The 20,109-nt window shown below is 63.9% G+C and carries 17 protein-coding genes, 1 tRNA gene and 1 pseudogene; 8 read left to right on the top strand and 11 right to left on the bottom strand.

All coding sequences use genetic code 11. From position 1 onward, the window contains the following. Position 1 precedes the first annotated feature (1 nt). The gene (locus tag NFV80_RS03750) at positions 2-778 is read left to right on the top strand and encodes an arginyltransferase (RefSeq protein WP_295326439.1); all 777 of its coding nucleotides are present in this window, start codon (positions 2-4) and stop codon (positions 776-778) included. Between the two features lie 277 nt (positions 779-1,055). Beyond that, a complete protein-coding gene (locus tag NFV80_RS03745; protein WP_295326441.1) occupies positions 1,056-1,259 on the top strand; it encodes a hypothetical protein in 204 nt (67 codons plus the stop codon). A gap of 40 nt (positions 1,260-1,299) precedes the next feature. On the opposite strand, the gene NFV80_RS03740 is transcribed toward NFV80_RS03745, so the two are convergent. Both NFV80_RS03740 and queA read right to left on the bottom strand, forming a co-directional pair. After that, complete coding sequence (locus NFV80_RS03740) at positions 1,300-5,481, bottom strand: DEAD/DEAH box helicase (protein ID WP_295326442.1); 4,182 nt, start codon at positions 5,479-5,481, stop codon at positions 1,300-1,302. After that, entirely contained in the window at positions 5,478-6,563 is a 1,086-nt protein-coding gene (queA, locus tag NFV80_RS03735) for a tRNA preQ1(34) S-adenosylmethionine ribosyltransferase-isomerase QueA (RefSeq protein ID WP_295326444.1), read from the bottom strand. The genes NFV80_RS03740 and queA overlap by 4 nt, the downstream gene beginning before the upstream one ends. 151 nt (positions 6,564-6,714) lie before the next feature. Here queA and NFV80_RS03730 point away from each other — a divergent pair. Together NFV80_RS03730 and NFV80_RS03725 are read left to right on the top strand one after the other, a co-directional pair. Beyond that, a tRNA-Leu gene (locus tag NFV80_RS03730) sits at positions 6,715-6,801 on the top strand. A gap of 752 nt (positions 6,802-7,553) precedes the next feature. Next, positions 7,554-8,486 (top strand): PEP-CTERM sorting domain-containing protein, encoded by a 933-nt coding sequence (locus NFV80_RS03725; protein ID WP_295326446.1) that lies wholly within the window; start codon positions 7,554-7,556, stop codon positions 8,484-8,486. Between the two features lie 219 nt (positions 8,487-8,705). Here NFV80_RS03725 and cobA read toward each other — a convergent pair. Then, positions 8,706-9,461: pseudogene (cobA, locus tag NFV80_RS03720) on the bottom strand (uroporphyrinogen-III C-methyltransferase); the annotation flags it as partial. 244 nt (positions 9,462-9,705) lie between these two features. On the opposite strand from cobA, the gene NFV80_RS03715 reads away from it, so the two are divergent. Continuing rightward, a complete protein-coding gene (locus NFV80_RS03715; RefSeq protein ID WP_295326447.1) occupies positions 9,706-10,023 on the top strand; it encodes a cytochrome c in 318 nt (105 codons plus the stop codon). A gap of 22 nt (positions 10,024-10,045) precedes the next feature. On the opposite strand, the gene NFV80_RS03710 is transcribed toward NFV80_RS03715, so the two are convergent. From NFV80_RS03710 to NFV80_RS03685, 6 genes are all read right to left on the bottom strand, one after another. Further along, on the bottom strand, positions 10,046-10,402 hold the full coding sequence (locus tag NFV80_RS03710; protein ID WP_295326449.1) for a YkgJ family cysteine cluster protein: 357 nt from the start codon (positions 10,400-10,402) through the stop codon (positions 10,046-10,048). A 64-nt stretch (positions 10,403-10,466) separates the two neighbouring features. Further along, the gene (locus tag NFV80_RS03705; RefSeq protein ID WP_295326451.1) at positions 10,467-10,922 is read right to left on the bottom strand and encodes a hemerythrin family protein; all 456 of its coding nucleotides are present in this window, start codon (positions 10,920-10,922) and stop codon (positions 10,467-10,469) included. Between the two features lie 172 nt (positions 10,923-11,094). Next, positions 11,095-11,619, bottom strand: coding sequence for an SRPBCC family protein (locus tag NFV80_RS03700; protein WP_295326453.1), 525 nt, complete (start codon positions 11,617-11,619; stop codon positions 11,095-11,097). Further along, complete coding sequence (locus NFV80_RS03695) at positions 11,616-12,473, bottom strand: cupin domain-containing protein (RefSeq protein WP_295326455.1); 858 nt, start codon at positions 12,471-12,473, stop codon at positions 11,616-11,618. Before NFV80_RS03695 ends, NFV80_RS03700 begins: the two co-directional genes overlap by 4 nt. Next, entirely contained in the window at positions 12,470-13,189 is a 720-nt protein-coding gene (locus NFV80_RS03690; RefSeq protein ID WP_295326457.1) for a sigma-70 family RNA polymerase sigma factor, read from the bottom strand. The genes NFV80_RS03695 and NFV80_RS03690 overlap by 4 nt, the downstream gene beginning before the upstream one ends. After that, entirely contained in the window at positions 13,186-13,539 is a 354-nt protein-coding gene (locus NFV80_RS03685; protein WP_295326458.1) for a hypothetical protein, read from the bottom strand. Before NFV80_RS03685 ends, NFV80_RS03690 begins: the two co-directional genes overlap by 4 nt. An 81-nt stretch (positions 13,540-13,620) precedes the next feature. Here NFV80_RS03685 and NFV80_RS03680 point away from each other — a divergent pair, with 81 nt between their 5' ends. After that, positions 13,621-15,018, top strand: coding sequence for an aspartate ammonia-lyase (locus NFV80_RS03680; protein WP_295326460.1), 1,398 nt, complete (start codon positions 13,621-13,623; stop codon positions 15,016-15,018). Between the two features lie 20 nt (positions 15,019-15,038). Next, positions 15,039-16,364 carry an anaerobic C4-dicarboxylate transporter gene (locus NFV80_RS03675; protein ID WP_295326462.1) on the top strand — a complete coding sequence of 442 codons (1,326 nt, stop codon included), beginning with the start codon at positions 15,039-15,041 and terminating at the stop codon, positions 16,362-16,364. Between the two features lie 36 nt (positions 16,365-16,400). Here the strand turns inward: NFV80_RS03675 and NFV80_RS03670 are convergent, their stop codons facing one another. Both NFV80_RS03670 and NFV80_RS03665 read right to left on the bottom strand, forming a co-directional pair. Beyond that, positions 16,401-17,930: a DUF2235 domain-containing protein gene (locus tag NFV80_RS03670; protein WP_295326464.1), complete on the bottom strand. Its 1,530-nt coding sequence runs from the start codon at positions 17,928-17,930 to the stop codon at positions 16,401-16,403. Beyond that, complete coding sequence (locus tag NFV80_RS03665) at positions 17,902-18,231, bottom strand: hypothetical protein (RefSeq protein WP_295326466.1); 330 nt, start codon at positions 18,229-18,231, stop codon at positions 17,902-17,904. Before NFV80_RS03665 ends, NFV80_RS03670 begins: the two co-directional genes overlap by 29 nt. A 438-nt stretch (positions 18,232-18,669) precedes the next feature. On the opposite strand from NFV80_RS03665, the gene ppk2 reads away from it, so the two are divergent. Next, the gene (ppk2, locus tag NFV80_RS03660; protein WP_295326468.1) at positions 18,670-19,926 is read left to right on the top strand and encodes a polyphosphate kinase 2; all 1,257 of its coding nucleotides are present in this window, start codon (positions 18,670-18,672) and stop codon (positions 19,924-19,926) included. The last annotated feature ends 183 nt before the right edge of the window (positions 19,927-20,109 follow it).

The following is a 20,109-nucleotide window of genomic DNA, read 5'->3' as shown; positions in this document are numbered from 1 at the left end:
AGTGGCGCGACTCAACGACTCCGAACTGCCGTTTTCGCTGTTGCAGTTCTATGCCACGGCCCCTTACACCTGTAGCTACCTGCCGGGAGAGCGTGCACGTTCGCAGGTTGCCACCCCGAGCTATCTGATCAATACCGAGGTCTATGGCGAACTCGTGCGCAGCGGCTTTCGGCGCAGCGGCGTGTTCACCTACCGGCCGAACTGTGACTCCTGTCATGCCTGCGTCCCGGTGCGACTGCCGGTCGACCGCTTCGTACCCAGTCGTAGCCAGCGCCGCAGCATCCGCATGCACTCCGGGCTCGAGGCGCGTGAGTTGCCCCTCCGTTTTCTTGATGAGCATTACCAGCTTTATCTGCGCTATCAGTCGGCGCGGCACGCGGGCGGTGGGATGGACCAAGACAGCCACGAGCAATACACCCACTTCCTGTTGCAGAGCCGGGTCGACACCAGGCTCATCGAGTTTGGTGAAAGCGGCGTGCTGCGCATGGTGAGCATCCTTGACGTACTCGACGACGGCCTGTCGTCGGTCTATACGTTCTACGATCCCGACCTGCGCCCGGCCATGCTCGGTACCTACAACATCGTCTGGCAAATTGCACAATGCGTGGCCAATCGGCTGCCGTACCTTTACCTGGGTTATTGGATCAGGGACAGCCGCAAGATGGCGTACAAGGCCAATTTCCGGCCGATCGAAGGCTTGCGCGATGGGCAGTGGATCGATCTGCATGCAGGCCGCGAGCAGGCGTCACCGGCCGCGGGCGAAATTGCGCCGGATTGAGCAGCTCCCGGCGCCAACACTTGTCGCCCCTCCCCGCCGGTTGGCATCGGCGAGCGCGGATGGGGCGGAAACGCTTGCCAAGGTCGTTAGCCAGGCAGGAAAAGAAGGCTTTTGCCCAGCAAGTGCGCCGGGCGCTTGACTCGGGACGATGCTCGCTTAGAATCCCTGCTCTTGGCGACCGGGTTGGCGCGCAGCCCGACCAATTCACCGCCATGCTGCCGCGGTCATCGCGGAAACAGCCTTACGGGTCATTCGTCGTCCGCCACGAGGTGAGAAAATGGACGCTCTTCTACTGCTGTTGGGTCGTGCCGCCGGGATAGGCGGCCTGCTGCTCTGTCTTGTCGCGGCGGCGCTGCGTCTGACCGGGAAATACTATGTGGGCACCTTTCAGGCGCTGACTTTCCTGGAGGGCGGAGTCGCCGCGCTGGTTCTCGGCTGTTTCTTCCTGCTGCTGGTGCTGACTGCACGCGGCCGGGAGTAGCGCGCGACGCAAGCGCGGAAACGAGCAGACAGGTCCCGTTTCATTCGCCTCGGATCAGCGCCACCAGATCGTCGGTCGAGGGCAGCGCGCTGCTTTCGCCTTCGGCGAGAATGCTCTCCGCCAGTGCGCGCTTGTCATGGTGCAGATCGACGATGCGTTCCTCGACGGTACCTTTGCTGACCAGTCGATAGACGGTCACCGGGCGCGCCTGACCGATGCGGTGCGCGCGGCCCATCGCCTGATCTTCGGCGGCCGGGTTCCACCACGGATCGGTGATCACCACGTAATCGGCGGCAGTCAGGTTGAGGCCGAAACCACCAGCCTTGAGACTGATCAGGAAGAGATCGCCATCGCCGGCCTGAAAAGCGGCAACGCGGCGGCTTCGCTCGGCAGCAGGCGTGGCGCCGTCTAGGTAGTGGTAAGGAATGCCGGCTTCGTCAAGCGGTTCGCGGAGAATTTGCAGGAAGTCGACGAACTGGCTGAAGACCAGCGCCTTGTGACCATTGGCGATCAGTTCGCGGGCCAGTTCGGCAAACGCCTGTACCTTGGCACCGGCGACTCCGAACTCCGGGTTGCACAAGCGTGGATCACAGGCCGCGCGGCGAAGGCGCGTGAGCTGTGCCAGGATGTGGAAGCGTGACTGTGCTTCCGGCATCTTGTCCAGGCTGCTGCCGATCTCGTTCGCCGCTTCCCGACGTAACGCTTCGTAGTACGCGGCTTCGGCCGCTTCGGGGCTGACTGTGAGGATCAGTTCCGTCCGTGCCGGCAGATCCTGTAGCACTTCCGACTTGTTTCGCCGCAGCACGAAGGGTCCGATCAGCCGTTTGAGAACGTATTGCGCCTCGCGGTCGCGATTACGTTCGATCGGCCCCGCGAAGCGCTCGTTGAAGCGGTTGACCGTTCCGAGCAGGCCCGGATTGGTGAAGCGCATGATCGACCAGAGGTCGGCAAGGCGGTTCTCGACAGGCGTTCCGGTGAGCGCCAGGCGAAAATCGGCGGCTAGCTCGAAAACGGCCTGCGAACGCTTGGCGCTCGCGTTCTTGATCGCCTGCGCTTCGTCAGCGATCAGGGTGTGCCAGCTACGCGCGGCAAAGCGCTCCTGGCCGAGCTGTAGCAGGGTGTAGGAAACGATCAGCAGATCGTGCGCGGCAGCCATGCCGACCACCTCTTCGCGATCGCTCGCGTCGCTGTAGATGCTTGCATTCAGTGTCGGCGCGAAGCGGCGTACTTCGGCCAGCCAGTTGCCGCACACCGATGTGGGCGCGATGACCAGGGCCGCGCCTCCGGCGGCGCGTTCGAGCAGCACGGCGAGTGCCTGCAGCGTCTTGCCGAGACCCATGTCGTCGGCCAGGCAGCCGCCCATGCCGGCGCTCGCCAGGCGCATGGCCCACTGGTAGCCGTCTTCCTGGTAGGGTCGAAGAGTCGCCTGCAGCAGGCTGGGCAGTTTTGCTTCGCTCGCCTGGGCGGCGCGCAGGCGGTCGATGGCCTGGTGAAAGTCCGGAGAGGCTTCAACCTCGCTGCCTGCGAGCACCTCGTCGAGCCAGGCGGCGGCGATCACCGGTGCCTTGCTGCCCTGCCGGTCGCTTTCGAGGACGGCTGCCAGTTCGGCGAGCTTCTGTTTCAGCGAGCGAGTCAGCGCCGCGTAAACGCCATCGCCGATCGGGACGAAACGCGATTTCTCGCGTGCGGCAGCGAGGAGCGACTCGATCTGCAGCACCAGACCTTCGTCGAGGGTGGCTTGGCCGGACAGGCGGAACCAATCGTTTTCGCGGTTGACCCGGACGCCGAGCTGCCGCGTGTCTACGCTGACGACGCGCACCGCCTTGCCCTTTGGCCATTCGACCGCTGCGATCGCGGATAGTCTCGGCAAGGTCTCGACGGTTTGAAGTGCCTGTTCGGGATCTTCGATCAGCCACTCGCCGACGGCATCACCGGTGTCGAGGAAAGGCAGGGCGTCGAGGACTGCCTCGAGATTTCGGCGCTCGGTTTGCAGGTCGCGTTCGGTACCGACCGTCTCGCTCCCGAGAACGGCCATCAGGCGGACCCGGCCGCTGGCCGCCGGCAGCCGCGGTCCATCGGCACCGAGCGGCGTTACCACCAGATTCAGCGCGAGCCGATCGCCGACCGGCGATAGTTCGGCGCGCAGGCGCGAATCGCAGGCGACCTGACGGGTTGCCTGCGCCGAGTCGGCGTGTACCTGAAAATTTCCGGAAAGTGCGCGCAGCGTCCTTTCGATCTCGGCCTGCGCGCCCGGCGCGCTGGCGGGGATGGCAAAGCTGCCGGAAACGAGGTGGGCAGCCTGCTGCTGCGCCGCTGAAAAGCGCACCAGCCGCAGACGCTGCGGACCGTCCTGAACGAGCGTGATCAGGCGCAGCGCTTCGGCTTCACGGCGCTCCTCAGCGTCGCTGAGGAAGAAGGCGTCTTCGCTGCCGAGGCGCAGAGGGGGCTCGATGCGCATCAGGAAGCGCTCGCCCTCGCGGACCAGTTCGAGTTCGGGGTGGGCTTCGATCAGGTCCACGAACTGCTCGCCGCCGTTGGCCACGACGACGTGGGGATGGCCGACGAGCGCGACGATCGCCACCGCCAGGTCGAGGCGGTAGCGGTTGCTGTAGCCGCGTTCGGCGCGTAGCGCGCGGGCAATCTTGACATCATGCGGGGCCAGTTGCGCGTGCCCGGCCAACCTCGTGAGGCTCAGAGCTCGCGGTCGTCCCCAGCCGCGCGGGCCGCGCTTCTGCTCAAGCGGTCGCAACGCGAGCAGGGAGCCGTCGCGACCGACTTCGACTTCCCATAGCAGCCGCGTCGTTTCGCCGTTGGCGCCGGCGGCAGTCGCTTCGCCACCCAAGGATTGCAGGGCAGCGAGGATCTCGCGCCAGCGCTCGCGCCCTCCAGCGACAAAGAAGCCGCTTGGCGGTTCACTTCCGGCGAGGATCGCTGCGGCGCCGAGCAGCATGTGCTTCGGCATGTTCAGGCGAGCGTCCGTCAGCCTTTGGCGCAGCACGAGGATCGATTCGTGCCAGGCCGCCGCCTTTGCGCTGCCCGGCTCGGTGATCGCGTCGTTTCCCAGCCAGGCCGAGAGCAGAATCGCCCACAGCGAGTCGATTCCCCAACGCGACTCCTGATCACGCGTCGGCTGGAAAGCGCCACGGACGATTGGCGCCTTGCCGAGACGAACGTCGATCGCATGCACCCAGCGTCCCCAGCCGCCGTACGGGCTGGGCTCACGTTTGCCGGACTCGCCCGTGCAGAACTTGCGGGCCAGTTCGAGATGTCTGGGAGTTGCCTGGGCAAGCAGTGCCAGCGGATAGAGCCAGGCAATGCTGTCGGGCAGGAAGCGCTTGCTGCCGCCGATCTCGCCCTTGCGCTGTTTGAGTGCTGCCTCGAAGGCCGCCTGCCCGGTTTCCCATTCACCATCGACGACCAGAGCTGCAGCACGGATCGCATTGCTCAGGCCATCGTCGAGACCGTGCAGCGCCCGCTGCAGCAATTCACGGTGGTCGCGCTGCAGCGCCAGATCGGCGAGCACTCGACGCAAATCGCCCGGCAACTGCTCGGGGTTCCGTTCCAGTTGGCCGAAAGCCCAGTCAGCGACCGGATTGAAAACGTCCGACCAATACACGCAGATACTGGCCACGCTCTGGTAGGCGAGTTGCGCGCGTTCGACCGGGTCGATGCGTTCGAAACTGGGCCCATCAAAGGCAAGCAGAAGGCCGTTGGTCAGGATCTCGTTCCAGTCCATCGAGCGGCCGACGAGCTGTCGCAGGGCCACCAGTTCTTCGTGTGGCGCACCGGAGAAGAACTTGGCGCGAACGTAGGCGATGGTCGCCGCCATGCTGCCCGTGTGCCAGTAGTAGCTGCTTCGCGTCGGGTCGAAGTGATCGAGTCTGGCGATCAACTGTGCCAGGTGGTTGCCCGGATGGCACGCCAGCAATTGTCGATAGAGCGGCGCGCGCAGCGAGTCCACCAGTTGCCAGGACGATGTGCGTGCGGGTGGGTCAAGCAGCAGACGCTTTCCCCGAAGTTCCTCGACGGCCGCCTTCACGTCCGCCAGCGTGAATGCCTTGCCGGCGCTGCTGCTCAGACCGCCGATCGTCAACGCGCGGTGGACGTCGGTCTGCGAGCGGAAGGTCCATAGCAGGGCGTAGGCAAGTGCGACCTTGTGGGTGTCGGGAGTCAGGCCGAGCCGGTCGAGCTGTTCGATCGCGGAGCTGTTCAGGGAACTCATGGGCACTGGCCGAAAGGGTGAGAAGCACGAAAGGACCTGCTGTTGGTCGACCCGCTTCGGCTGAGCAGCATGGCGTCGCCGTAGCTGAAGAAGCGGTAACGGTGGTCGATCGCGTGCCGATACGCGTCGCGGATGGCGTCGATGCCGGAGAACGCCGAGACGAGCATGAGCAGCGTCGACTTCGGCAGATGAAAGTTGGTGATCAGCCGGTCGACGACGCGAAACGAATACCCGGGGGTGATGAAGATATCCGTTTCCGCTGCCCCGGCGCGCAGTTCTCCGACCTGCGCAGCGGCTTCGAGGGCGCGCAGGCTGGTCGTGCCGACGGCGATGACCTTGCCGCCGCGGGCGTGGGTACGTTCGACGGCGGCAGCGGTTTCCGGCGGAATTGCGAAGCGCTCGGCGTGCATGCGGTGCTCGGCAAGGAGCTGTACGCGCACCGGTTGGAAGGTGCCGGCGCCGACGTGCAGCGTCAGCCATGCGGCTTCGACACCGCGCGCGTCGAGTTCTGCCAGCAGCGCCTGATCGAAGTGGAGACCGGCCGTTGGCGCTGCGACGGCACCCGGAGAACGAGCGAATATCGTCTGATAGCGCGTCTCGTCATCACAATCGGCATCGTGTGTGATGTAGGGCGGGAGCGGCAGGCGACCGTGATTGTCGAGCAGGCTCCAGAAATCGCCATCGTCGGCGAGTTCGAGGGAGAAGAACTCGCCCTGTTTCCCGCTGCGCCCGCGCACGATCAGCGAAATGGCGTTTTCGAGGCGGATCAGGCTGCCGGATTTCGGCGATTTGCTGGCGCGGATCTGCGCCACCGCATGCCGAGCGTCATCGATCCGTTCGATGAGGACCTCGATGCGGCCACCACTCTCCTTTTCGCCAAGCAGGCGCGCGCGGATCACGCGCGTATCGTTGAATACCAGCAGATCGCCGGGATCGACCAGTTCGGGAAGGTCGCGAAAGCGGCGGTCCTCCATCCTGCCGCCGACGAGGTGCAGCAAGCGACTCGCGCTGCGCTCGGCAGTCGGCTGCTGGGCGATCAGTTCGTTGGGCAGTGCAAAGTCGAATTCATCCAGCGTGAGCATCGGTCTACCGCATTACGGGGATTGGGTGATTGCCGGGATGGGTCGAAACTTGCCCGGTACCGGGACGGCCGTTCAGGCTGCAGCAGCTTGTTCGCTGCTGGAGAATCGGCGATAATCGCAGCCTCTTCTGGTTCGTGCATTGCGAGCCGAAGCCGAGATGGCGGAATCGGTAGACGCAGCGGACTCAAAATCCGCCGATGGAGACATCGTGGGGGTTCGATTCCCCCTCTCGGCACCAATCAAGACCCGCAGCAATGCGGGTTTTTTTGTTGTCATTGCGTTGCGCACGATAGCTGGGACTCCTGTCGGAAGTATGGTCCTGGTGTTCACGTCGAGTTTCCCCGCCTGCCTCGTGATCGCAGGGCCGCTGGAACAGGGCACGAGGCGTGGCATATGGTGAGCGTGCGCGGGCTCGGCTTCCTCGTCACACAGCGCCCGTCCGCTGCCACAGTCGGTTCGCACCGGTTTGCAGGTTCGTCTGCGTCGCTCGCCTCTCGGACGTCGGGCGGCGGGCAATCGAGCCAGAATCCGATATTGTAGCCGGACGTACTCGCACGGTCAGCGACCAGGTGTTCCGCAGGCAGCTTGTCGGACCGTCTCGACCGCCGACGCCGGCTTGCCGCCTGTCGACATTCCTTACACCATCAATCATGAAATTGTCTCCGCGCGAATTCGGAAGTTTTTGCATAACCTAGTGAAAGATAACAGTTTATTGTTCCGTTCAGGCGTATCACCAGTGCACGAAGCGTGTCGAAAATTTTTACATGCGTATGCCGAGCTGGCGCCGCACAAGGAAAAAACTAAATGCGAATCAACGTGCTATGCGTTCTGGCACGGCCAATGCCGGATGAATTCCAAGAAACCATAACCGATTTCAGCGTGGCGGGCGGTCGGGGCGCGAATTCTGGTCTCCCATCGTAACTTTCCCGCCAGGTAATGCTGGACGGAATCGAACGTCCAACACCGTTATCGCAACCGGAGGGACCTTTCATGCATACCACCGACTCGCAGCCGAAGGGCTGCAATGTGGTCGTTGCCGGCTATGTGCTTGCCGGATTGACCGCCGGCCTCGGCCTTCTCTGCCCGGAAAGCGCTGTCGCCGTTCCGATCGACGCGCAACTTCCCTACGCCTTGTATGGCCATGAATCCAATATTGGTGGGCGCTGCGCAGCGACGTCGATGATCAATTCATTTGTCTATCTGTCGCACATCTCGCCCAGCCTGTATCGCAACACGCAGCTCCTCAGCGGCCCCGGAACCGATGAAAACGGCGACGGAGTGGTGAACTTGCAGGACTCGATCATTTCTCTAGACAATCTCATGGGCGGCAATGGCTGCGGGGTGAATCGGCAGCAGGCCTGGGAGGGCAAGATGAACTGGTTCCAGCGATACGCACCTGGAACGACCACCTTTGCCGGGATGGTCAATGAGGATTTCACCGGATGGGAGGGGGCAGCGTTTCTCGCCCGTGGCGAGCCGACGATGAACTTCCTGCTCGGAGAATTGCGCGCCGGCGAAGACGTGGAACTGCGCATCGGTTTTGCGGATGGAAGCGGCCATTACGTCACGCTGACCAGTCTGCGCATCGACGACAACAACAACAATGGTGCATGGGACCCAGGCATTGGTGAAACCGCTTCGCTCGATTACATCGACCCGAATTGCCCTGCGGGGACCAATGCCGGCAATCCCGGCCCAAGTGTCGTCCCACTTTCGCTCGTCGGGGGCACATTGCAGTTCAACTGGGTCAATGGCAACGGTACGGTTTGCAACCCGCGGGATCCCTCGGTGCCGGTTTCGATCACGGCAGCGTGGGCGGAGAGCTCGATCCCGGAACCTTCCTCGCTGCTGTTGACCTTCGCCGGTCTGGCCGGAGTGGCCGCGCTGCGCCGGCGTATTGTTGGCTTGCGGCAGGCACCCTGATCGCCGCCGGGGGCACGGCGTACTGCGATGCCTTTGCCATCGTCGTACGCCGATTTTCGGGCGGGGTGCCGTCTGTCCCCGGCGAACGCCCCGTCGTGGCGCAGCCGGGCCTGTGCCGACTGGTCCGTGCGCCAAGGGATCGGCGTGCACCCGGAATCTTGTCAGGAGGTGCCCCGTCGCGTGTCGATGGGAGATCGTCAAGCTACCTTCGTCGCCGGATCAGCCGATTGATTCCGCCGGTGGCGGCAGGAACCAGGCGAGCCTGCGGTGCAGACGTACGACCGTGCCGACGATGATCAATGCGGGCGCTGTGATCCTCGCGGCGGCGACCTGGCTGGGAAGAGTCGCGAGATCGGCCGTCAGCACGCGTTGCCGGCGCGTGGTGCCGTGCTGCACCACGGCGGCCGGATGCTCCCGGGGTAGCCCGTGCGCAATCATCTGGCGGCAGATTTCGGCAATTCCGCCGACTCCCATGTAGAACACGACGGTCAGCCGTGGGCGGGCGAGTGACGGCCAGTCAAGATTGATGGTTCCGTCCTTCAGGTGCCCGGTGGCAAAGACGACCGCCTGAGCGTGCTCGCGATGGGTCAGCGGAATGCCGGCGTAAGCGGCGCAACCGGCGGCTGCGGTGACTCCCGGAACGACTTCGAAGCGAATTCCGGAGTCCACCAGGGTTTCGATTTCCTCGCCGCCGCGACCGAAAATGAATGGGTCGCCACCCTTCAGACGAACCACCTTCTTGCCCGCGCGCGCCAGCCGCACGAGGAGCCGGTTGAGCTCTTCCTGCGGTACGCTGTGCCTTGAACTTTCCTTGCCGGCGTAGATCTTATCGGCGCCGGGGCGGGCGAGTTCGAGTACGCCGTCGGCAATCAGATGGTCGTAGACAATGGCGTCGGCTTCGCCGATCAGGCGGGCGGCGCGCAGCGTCAAGAGATCGAAGTCGCCGGGGCCGCTGCCGACGATGTACACGGTTCCGCTGGGTGTCGATGACGGGGCCTGACTCATTCCGCTGCTTTCCCTGGTTGGTTGAAGCGCAAGCATAAGCGCGTCTGCCGGGTTTCTTCAACCCGAATACGAAGCGATCGGTCGTACGCCGTGGCGACGTCGTCTGGAGCCACGATGGGCGGAGTTCTTCCGCTAGAATGACAGGTAACGCAGCGGCCTTTTCCACCAGGACGCATGCGGCATCGTGCCGCAGCCACCGATTGATCTACGCAACATGCCTTGGTTCATCGTCTTCCTGCTCTACGCTTCTCCGTTGCTTGCCGATCCGGTTCTGCCGCCGTCGCCCGAGCGCCAGAGGGAACTCGTTCATCTGGTACGCCAGGACTGCGGCTCGTGCCACGGCATGACCTTGCAGGGTGGCCTGGGTCCCTCGCTGACGCCGGCAGCGCTGCAGGGAAAGCCGGTCGATTCGCTGGTGGCGACGATTCATGGTGGTCGACCAGGGACGCCGATGCCCCCCTGGCATCGCTTCCTGAGCGAGGCCGAGGCGCGCTGGATCGTCGAGCAGTTGCAGGCAGGATTTCCGGAATAGCGGTGGACGGTTGCCTGGCGCTCTAGCGAAGCGCAGCACGCGGCCGGTTTGACGGCGCTTCCGCTGCCGGCATGGCGGTGATCACCGGCAGTCGATGAGTCTGCCGCGCTTTGGTGCATTTTTCGTCGCCGGCCTGGATCTCATGACACGGAGAGGGGCGACGGTCGTAGACGGTACACCGCACGCGTTCGCCGACCTCGCCCCACAGTGCCCGGCAGCGCGGGGATGCAGCATTGGTTCCGGACAGGCATGCGTGCCAAGGCGTGAGCTGTTCGACCAAGGCGTCGGGCAAGTCGCGGGCGGTGGCCTCCGCCCAGTAGAAGGAAACGCGAAAGCTGGCGCAGCAGGCGCCGCAGTTGCAGCAATCGACGACGCTCAAGGGGCGGCGCGCTCCATTGGCGGGGCGTCCGTCCGGGTGCCTATGCTGCCGCGGCGGGAGTCGATCAGGCTTGCGCCGAAAAACAGGAGTGGGCGGAACGCCGCACGCCGCCGTAGTGATCGAAGCCGCTCGCCTGCAACAGGGAGATGAACAGCCGGTCGTCTTCGCTGATGTGGCGCTCGAACCAGTACTCGGCGTAGCGCAGAAAGGAGTACACGTCCTGGGCGCCGTTGACGACTTCGCCAAGAGCCTTGTGCAGTAGGCGCAACGTATCGTCGTGAACGCGTGCGTGCTCGGCAAATTCGAGACCCGCCTCTGCTGCGATTCGCTCTTCGGTGGCGAAATGCTTTGCGAAGAAGTCGAGCAATACGCCAAACTCCTCGATCGGTACATAGGTGCTCTCGAAGCAGGTCGCTTTCAGCGCTTCGATACGGTGGAAGATTTCTTCGTGCTGTGCGTCGATTTCCGGCAAATCGACCAGCAGTGCCTCCGGTAGCAAGCCGGCATTGCGGACTTTCATGGCAAGTCTCCTCTGGCAAAGATCGGACGTCTTTTCTTATTCTGCCAGTATAGGAATAATGCCCGCAGAACTCCAGAAAAATCAGACTTAAGTCAAGCAAATGTCTTCCCATGCGGGGCTTGCCTGCGTGCTGTCGGCTACCGATGGCCTCGGGATGCGGCGAGTCCGTCGCTCAGCGCCCGGCCGGACCGTCGCCAACAGCGGAGATCGTCGACCAATCCTCGATTTCCGACAGACGGCAACGCAGTCGTCGGGCCATGCCGAGTGCTCCTTTCTTCATCACTGCGCAGTGTCGCCGGGCGAAGACGCGCTGCAGCAATGGCGCCAGCAGACGCATCCAGGTCTTGCTCAGCTCGACGTCCCAGCGATGCGTGATGCGCACTCCGTTGGCGGAGGCATCGTCGATCAGCCACAAGCCGAGGCCGCGCAGGTCGCCGCTGGCGATTCCTTCGAGTTCACGGCAATGCTCCACGCGCGTGCTGGTGATCACGATGCGAAGTCCGTAGCCGAGACCGCTGCGCCACACGAAGGCATGGCGCGATCCAACACCGTCGCAGTCGCCATTGGCCAGTCGCTCGACGCGCGCCACGTGGGGCCACCATGCGGGCCATTCCGTCGGATCGATCAGCAATTCCCAGACGCGCTCCGCCGTCGTTTCCAGGCGCCAGCGGCTGATCATCACGAATCGCGGGCTCATGCTCCGGGTCGCAGCGGCAGGAACGGGCGACCACGCAGGAACAGCAAGGCACCGTTGTCGCTGCTCAGTTCGCCGTGTTCACTACCCGTCGGTGCGAGATGGAACTCGCCAGCCTGCACCAGCACGTCGCCGAAAAAGGCGTCGCCGCTCAGCATCATGCACTCCTCTTCCTCGGCGTGCCCATGCCCTGGCAGGCTGGCTCCGGCGGCGAGGCGGAGGAAGCGCGAGATCACTTCGCCGTCCTGCCACAGGATTTTCTGCTCGACGCCGGGTGCAATCGCTTCCCAGTTTCCTTCACCGGAAAAGACGGTGCGCACCGCGGGTCCCACGCCCGGCACCAGGGCGCCGAGCAACTCACCCAAGACGGCGCCGGTGTGTCCCAGTGAGCTGCCGCGCAGATAGGCCAGCCCGCCGGTGCCCGAGCTGATGGGGGCGTGCCGGCTGCCTGGCGGCGAGACGTGGTAGTCGCCCGGTCCCAGCTCCAGGTCACCGAGCCGCAGGCTGCCGTGCAGCACGATGCCTTCCTCCAGATGGCGATGACGATGCGCCGGCAGGGTGGCGCCGGCCGCGAATTCGACCAGTGCCGAGCTGCCTTGCCCTCCGTTCCAGAGAATGCGAGCACGGATGCCCGCCTTGACCGTGCGCCAGACGCCGTCGCCAGAGCGCACCGTGAGCAGACCCGCATGCCGGCGGACGCTCTCGCCGACCCGGCGCAAGAGACGGTCGCGCAGTGCGGTGCGCTCGGCCGCAGGAAATTGCAGCGGCGCCAGTCCATCGCAAATCAAGAGCTGCAATTCGCTTTCGTCGCTATCGTCGGTAGTGTCGGCGACGAACTTGTCGGGTGCAGGTTTCATGGCGTTACCGTGGAAGAGTGTAGATCGTCCGTGCCGAGCAATTCGCGCAGGTGCAACAGAGAGCGACGGATATGCGACTTGACCGTACCCAGTGGCAGGCTCATCTGGCTGGCGATCTCTTCGTGCGAGAGCCCGCGGAAAAACGCCAGCGCCAGCAGTTGCCGGGGTAGCGGGTCAAGACGGCGCAATGCGGAATGCAGGCGGTGCTGCCTCTGTACCGCAGCCAGCAGGTCGTGCGGATCGCTGTCGGTCTGCTGGTCGGCCAGCGACTCCTCATCGAGCGCCTCGGCGTGGTCGGCGCGGCGCAGCGCGTCAAGTGCGCGGCTGCGCGCGATGGTCAGCATCCAGGCGACAACTCTGCCTCGTCGTGCGTCGAAGCGCGGCGCCTGTCGCCAGATTTGCCAGAAAGCGTCTTCGGTCACTTCTTCGGCGGTCTGCACGTGCCGGGTGATGCGCAGCGCGAGACCGTAGATGCGTCCGGCCATCGCCTCGTAAAGTTCGGCGAGGGCCTGTTCGTCCTGGCGCACGATGCGGCCGATCCAGTCCTGCAGACGGGCTTCATCGGCCAGCCCTCGCTGCCGGCAAATGTCACTTGCCGGCAGCCCGTCTGCATCGGTTTTCGGCTGCGTTTCGCTGGCGAAATCGTCGCTGTCGTTCATTTGCTCGCCCGTTTGCGTCGGCGTGTCGGGAACATTCTGCACGATCGTCGGGTTCACGCCAAATCTTGCGTGCTGGCGTTGATCACCGAACGGGCGATGATGCAGACGGGAGTGATGGGCATGACAATTCTCGGCAAGAAATCGGTTGGACGGTGCGGCCACTCCGGTTGACGCAACTGCGTCTGGCTCGGAGATGTGAAGAGATACGCGATGTCGGCGATGCTGGATGCACTTTCTTTGCTGGGGGGCGCATTTTCTTCGCAGTCTTCGTTCGAGGCGAGGCTTTCTCGCGCCGGAAGGAGCCTCGCCACGAACAACTTCGGCCTTGCCTCGGTGTCGGCCTGGGCTAGAATGGTGCATCGGCTAGCAGGCGGCAAGGCGTGCGCACGGATTGGCGTGTGCAGCATCGTTCGGAGGCCAGCAAACCGATGACAGACGTCCGTCCACGAAGCGGCACGACGACTCTTCAGCAAACGAAAGGAATGGTCATGGCACGAATCGAAAAGGATTTCCTCGGCGAGAAGGAACTGCCCGACGGTGCGTATTACGGTGTGCAGACGCTGCGTGGCAAGGAAAACTTCCACATCACCGGCATCCCGATGTCGGCCGAGCCCTATTTCGTCAAGGCGTTCGGCTATGTCAAGAAAGCGGCGGCGCTGGCCAACCGCGATCTCGGCGTGCTCGATGCGCGCGTTGCCGACGCCATCGTTGGTGCCTGCGACCGGCTGATCGCTGGCGAGATGTGCGAACAGTTCGTCACCGATTTCATCCAGGGTGGCGCCGGCACTTCGACCAACATGAATGCCAATGAAGTGATTGCCAACCTCGCACTGGAACGACTCGGCCACCGCAAGGGCGAATACCAGCACGTCAACCCCAACGATCATGTGAACTACGGGCAATCGACCAACGATACCTATCCCACCGCTTTCCGCCTGGCACTGATCCTGCGCCTCGCAAGTTACATGGAGGCCCTGCGCAGGCTGCAGGACGCTTTCTTCGCCAAGGCCAAGGAATTCGAACGGGTTCTCAAGATGGGCCGCACCCACCTGCAGGATGCCGTACCGATGTCACTTGGGCAGGAGTTTCACGGTTGGGGAACGACGATCGGCGAGGAGGTGGTTCGCATCGCCGAGGTGCGCCAGTTGCTGCACGAAATCAATCTTGGCGCCACCGCAATCGGTACTTCGGTGACGGCAGCGGCGGGCTATCCTGAACTCGTGACCCGCTATCTGTCCGAACTGACCGACGTCAAATTCATTCTTGCCGGCGACCTGGTCGAGGCAACTTCGGACACCGGCGCCTATGTGCAGCTCTCCGGCGTGCTCAAGCGAACCGCTGCCAAACTGACCAAGATCTGCAACGACATCCGCATGCTTGCCTCCGGCCCGCGCTGCGGTCTCAACGAGATCAACCTGCCGCAGATGCAGCCGGGGTCGTCGATCATGCCGGGCAAGGTGAATCCGGTGATTCCCGAAGTCGTCAACCAGACCAGCTTTCTGGTGATCGGCCTCGACCTGACGGTGACTCTCGCCGCTTCGGCCGGGCAACTGCAGCTCAACGTGATGGAACCGGTGATCACCTTCGCGCTGTTTACGTCGATCTTCACCATGGAGAACGCGGTCAACAGCCTGCGGGTCAACTGCGTCAATGGCATCACCGCCAACGTCGAACACGCGCGCGATATGGTGCTCAACTCGCTGGGTATCGTCACCGTACTCAAGCCGAAGCTCGGCTACAAGCAATGCGCCGAAATTGCTCGCGAGGGCTACGAGAGCGGCAAATCGCTGCACGACATCGTGATCAAGGAGCGCAAGCTGCTGACGCAGGAGCAGTGGGACGAGATTTTCTCGTTCGAAAACCTGATCAGCCCACAGTCCGAGTAACCCGATCGGGAGGAAATGTCATGAGCTGGCTCATTTTCCTGCAATTCGTCGTCGTGCTCGCGGCGATCTGGATGGGTGCGCGTTACAGTGGGGTGGGGCTGGGCCTCTGGGGAGCGGTCGGGCTGCTGGTGCTGGTCGTCGGCTTCGGCGTCGCGCCAACATCGCCACCGATCGATGTGATGCTGATCATCCTGGCGGTGATCATGGCCGCCTCGGTGATGGACGCGGCCGGTGGCATCGACTTCCTCGTGCGCGTCGCCGAGCGCATCATCCGCGCCAACCCGAAGTACGTCACCATCGTCGCTCCGCTGACCACCTGGAGCTTCACCTTTGTCGCCGGCACCGGGCATATCGTCTACCCGCTGCTGCCGGTGATCTACGAAACTGCGCACCAGAGCGGAATCCGTCCGGAGCGGCCGATGGCGATCGCGACGATTGCCTCGCAACAGGCGATCACCGCCAGCCCGGTAGCCGCCGCGACGGCAGCGATGATCGGGCTGTTCGCGGAGAAGGGTATGGTGCAGTGGGGTCTGCCCGAGATTCTGATGATCTGCGTTCCGGCGACGCTGACCGGGGTCGTCGCGGGGGCGGTCGTTTCGATGTTCGTCGGCAAGGACCTGAAGGACGATCCCGACTATCAGGCACGCCTGCAGGCAGGGGAGATTCCGCAACCGAAGGCAGCCGCCGATCGGCCGCCATTGAAGCCGGCAGCCAGACTGTCCGCCTATCTCTTCCTGGCGGGCGTCGCGCTCGTGGTACTGGTCGGCTTTTTCCCCGAGTTGCGCAGGCTGCCGGGGGCCAAGAGCCCGCTCGGCATGCCGATCGTCATCGAGATCGTGATGATGGCGATTGCCGCAATCATGCTCATGCTTACCCGGGTAAACGTCGACGAGGTGCCGCGGACGGCCACGCTGCGGGCTGGTGTCGTGGCGGTGATCGGAATCTTCGGTCTGGCCTGGCTTGGCGACAGCTTTATCGCGGCGAACAAGGACGTCATCGTTCCGGCGATCGGTCACTGGGCGGAAACTGCGCCCTGGACGTTCGCCTTCGGCCTGTTCTTCGCTTCGGTGTTGCTCTACAGTCAGGCCGCGACGACGCGCGCGCTGATGCCGCTGGGCATTGCGCTGGGCATTCCGCCGCAGTTCCTGATCGCCATGTTTCCGTCGGTCAATGGCTATTTCTTCATTCCGACCTATGGTTCGCTGATCGCGGCGATCAACTTCGATCTCTCCGGGACGACGAAGATCGGCAAGTACGTGCTCAATCACTCGTTCATGATTCCCGGTCTGGTGGCCACCAGTGTGGCGGTCAGCAGTGGTCTCTTGCTGGCGCGAGTGATGTTCTGAAGCGGCGCGCCCATGCCGCGGTCGGAGCGCCGCTGATCATGGGCGCTTTACGGTCAGCGTTACCTGCCCACGGTTGTTGCCGTAAAACGTCCACGCGTCGTTGGCATAGCAGTACAGGTAGCCGGACCGTTCCGGCGTCCAGGTGCAGTGGTCGCCGATCAGGAAAGTCTCGCCTTCGATCGCCGTACCGCTGCCATCCATGCTCGGCTGGTTGGCGATCATGCCGATCAGTGCGAACCACGGAGCATCGTCGCGACGCCGGGATCCCCACCAGTCGGCGCCTTGCTTGCCGGTCAGGCGCTTGTACATCGCTTCCGCCTCGCCGATCGCGTCGCCCAGCAGGTAGGCCACTTCGCCAATGTTGAACCCGTCACGTACGCCGCCGGGACCGCAGGCGACGCTGCTGTCGAGCCATTCGCCGCGCGCGGCAAGGTCGTAGCGGACCCCGGCCTCGAGATACAGGCCGCTGAAGTTCCAGTGTTCGCGAGCGAAGACGGCGATGGTCGCCGCTTCGCCAGCCGCGAGCAGCCGTGTCGGCCAGTAGGGCGCCTGTGCCAGTGGCGGCAACTGGTGGCGCTCCCACACCTGCCGATGCAGCTCGGTTCCGACCTTGCCTGCAGCGACCGGAGGTGCGGCGCGGGGCAGGGTCCGCAGAAGCCGCCAGACACCGGTCGTCGAGTCGTGCAGGACGCCGCGCGAGTCGGGCGCAAGCTGGCTCGCGAGCGCCGGATCGATCCGCAGGCCGAGCGCCGTTGCCTCGTCAACCATCCATTGCAGCGTGCCGTCGGAAAGGCCGCACTCGGGATAGCCACCGCCGACATCGCTGTGCGTGCCGGCAAACCAGAGCTGTTGCAGGCTGCTCTCCGGCGGACGCTGCTCGCCAGTCCACAGCGTAGGTGCAAAACTCGCACGGCGTTCGTCCATCGCCACGGCGTGGCGGGCGTGGCGGACGCCAGGGCTGAGCTCGGTATCGTGAAAGCGGTATCGGCGCGGGTCGTCGAGCATCTGATCGAGACCGACGAGCTCGTCGGGAACGCCAAGCGCACCGACGGTATCCCAGACGCCGATCAGGTGGATGCCGACCGCGCCATCGGGCAGATCGCCGTGCAGGAAGGTGTGGCGCGAACGCCACTTCTCGGGCGCCTCCCGCTTGCGGTAACCGTGCTCGTAGACCTTCCGGATCGCTTGCCAGGACTTTCGTTCGTCGAGTCCGCCAAGGTCGAGCAGACCGCAGTGGGCGATCATGCCGCCGAGGCTGCGCACGGTATAGGCGCCGCGACTGAAGCCGAAAAGGTAAATCCGGTCTCCGCTGCGGTAGTTGTCGCATAGCCAGTGGTAGGCACTGAGGATGTTGCCGTCCAGACCAAGGCCGATGCCGCCACCGAGCAAGCGTTCGACGAGATTGCCTTCGGTGCCGACGCCGGGATGATAGTAGGTGAGCTGGCCGGCGTCCGCCAGACAGAGATTGTACAGTTTGACGACGTTGGTCGGCGACGGCGCGAGACCGGTCTGCTGCTCCGGGCTGCACCAGGTTCCGTCACAGCAGACGACGAGATTGCGCGGCATGGTTTTTCTCCTGGGATTGGCGGATGAAGGGAGCGCCCGGCAATCCGCTGGCGAAGCGATTCGAACTTGTCATCGGGATTACCGAGAGAAAGGTGTCACGCAGCGTGTTGCCGTTGGCGTCGAAGACGGTCGGCGACTGTGCGCCGACAAACGCGCCATGTGCGAGCAGCGCCTGTTTCCGTCTCTCGGTGGACCGCTCGGCGAGCACGTCGAGTGCAAGCCTGCTGGCATTGATAGCGGTCAGATCGGGGAATCCCGGCTCGTCGCCAAAGCGCTCGCGGTAGGCACGGCGAAATGCCACCCTCGCGTGCTCCGTGCTTTCCCGGGCGACATGCTGCAATCGGGTTGGTCGGCGCGCAGCCGAGCACGGCGAAGAGCAGAGTTGCCAGCAGCGCCGCGAGACGCGGCTGGACAAGCGCCAGACGCGGCGAGTGAGGGAACTGAATGGCGGCATGCGAGGTTCGGCAGAACTTTCGTCCGGCTCCGGGAAGCGCAGATATTGTCGCGCAGCCATGGCCTCGCGTACAGGTCAACCAGGAGGTCAAGCAGCCGGCTAGCCGCCCCTGCCGAGTTTTTTGCCGGGCGAGTGTCGTTATGGCCGAAAATCGCGGAAAAGATCCAGTCGGGCTTGCTCAAGCGATTGAAGTGTATGGCATATCGGCGGTATCATCGGCGTTACCGCCAATCGACGATCCGGCGCCAAACTTTTGCAAGAGAACACCCCAATGGAGGTAGACAGATGGACAAGATCACACCGCCGCCGGCGGCCGGTGCCGACGAACCGGCCGCAAGTGCCGACAATGTGGCGGCTCCTGCCGCCAAGCCGGCCGGACGGCGAACCGGTACGCGTGCAGCATCCACTTCGCCGCGCGCGACGCAGCCGCGCAAGACGTCTGCCGGCGACGTCGCTCCGGCGCGCACGCCGGGCGGCATGGAAGCCTATGACATAGCCGAAGCCACCGCGTCGGCGGTCGAACAGAAGAAAGTCGCGCTGCGTGACATCATTGCTTCCGCTTCCGGTGGCGACACGGCTTCGCTGGCCAAGACGCTGGAAGCAATCATGACCGGCTCATCGCCCGATGACGCGCTGGCGCTGCGCAAGGCACTGCTCGGCAAGGAGGAAGTGCCTTCGGCCAAGCCGGCAACCAGTCCCGACGACGAGCTGGCGAGCGGTTGGCGCGACAACAATTCCTATCCCTACCGCAACCTGATGTCGCGCAAGGCCTACGAGCGGCAGAAGTATCGCCTGCAGGTCGAGTTGCTGAAGATGCAGAACTGGGTCAAGGAGACCGGTCAGCGCGTGGTGGTCATTTTCGAGGGGCGTGACGCGGCGGGCAAGGGGGGCGCCATCAAGCGCTTCACCGAGCATCTGAATCCGCGCGGAGGACGCGTCGTGGCGCTCGAAAAGCCGACGCAGGAAGAGCGCGGCCAGTGGTACTTCCAGCGCTACGTGCGCCACCTGCCGACCGCCGGCGAAATCGTTTTTTGCGATCGTTCCTGGTACAACCGCGCGGGTGTCGAGCGCGTCATGGGTTTCTGCTCCGACGAGGAATACCAGGAATTCATGCGGCAGACGCCGGAAGTCGAACGGACGCTGGTGCGCAGCGGCATTCATCTGATCAAGTTCTGGTTCTCAGTGAGCCGCAAGGAGCAGCGCCGCCGCTTCAAGGAACGCGAAGTGCATCCGCTCAAGCAGTGGAAACTGTCGCCAATCGACCTCGCCTCGCTAGACAAGTGGGACGACTACACCAAGGCCAAGGAGGCGATGTTCTTCCACACCGACACCGCCGAGACGCCATGGACGGTGATCAAGTCCGACTGCAAGAAGCGCGCTCGCCTCAACGCGATGCGTTATGTATTGCACAAGCTGAACTATAACGGCAAGGACATCGAGGCCATCGGCCCGATCGATCCGCTGCTCGTCGGCCGCCCACACGTCGTCTACGAGCCGAGTGGCTCGGCACTGCCGGCAGCTGCGCACACACCGATCCTCTGAGCGGCAGCGAGTCCGGTTGCATCCAAGGGGCGCCGCAAGCGCCCCTTCTTGCGTCCGGGCGGAATATCTTCGGATCAGCAAGTGAGCTTGCCCGGAGATCGCGGGCCGCTGTTGCCGGGACGTTCTCGCGTCCTCCTGCTACCATCTGCCGATGACGATCGACCACGATGCCGGTTACCGGTT

The organism is Accumulibacter sp., from assembly GCF_023806565.1.
Taxonomy (GTDB): Bacteria; Pseudomonadota; Gammaproteobacteria; order Burkholderiales; family Rhodocyclaceae; genus Accumulibacter.
This window is presented reverse-complemented; position numbering and strand designations above follow the sequence as displayed.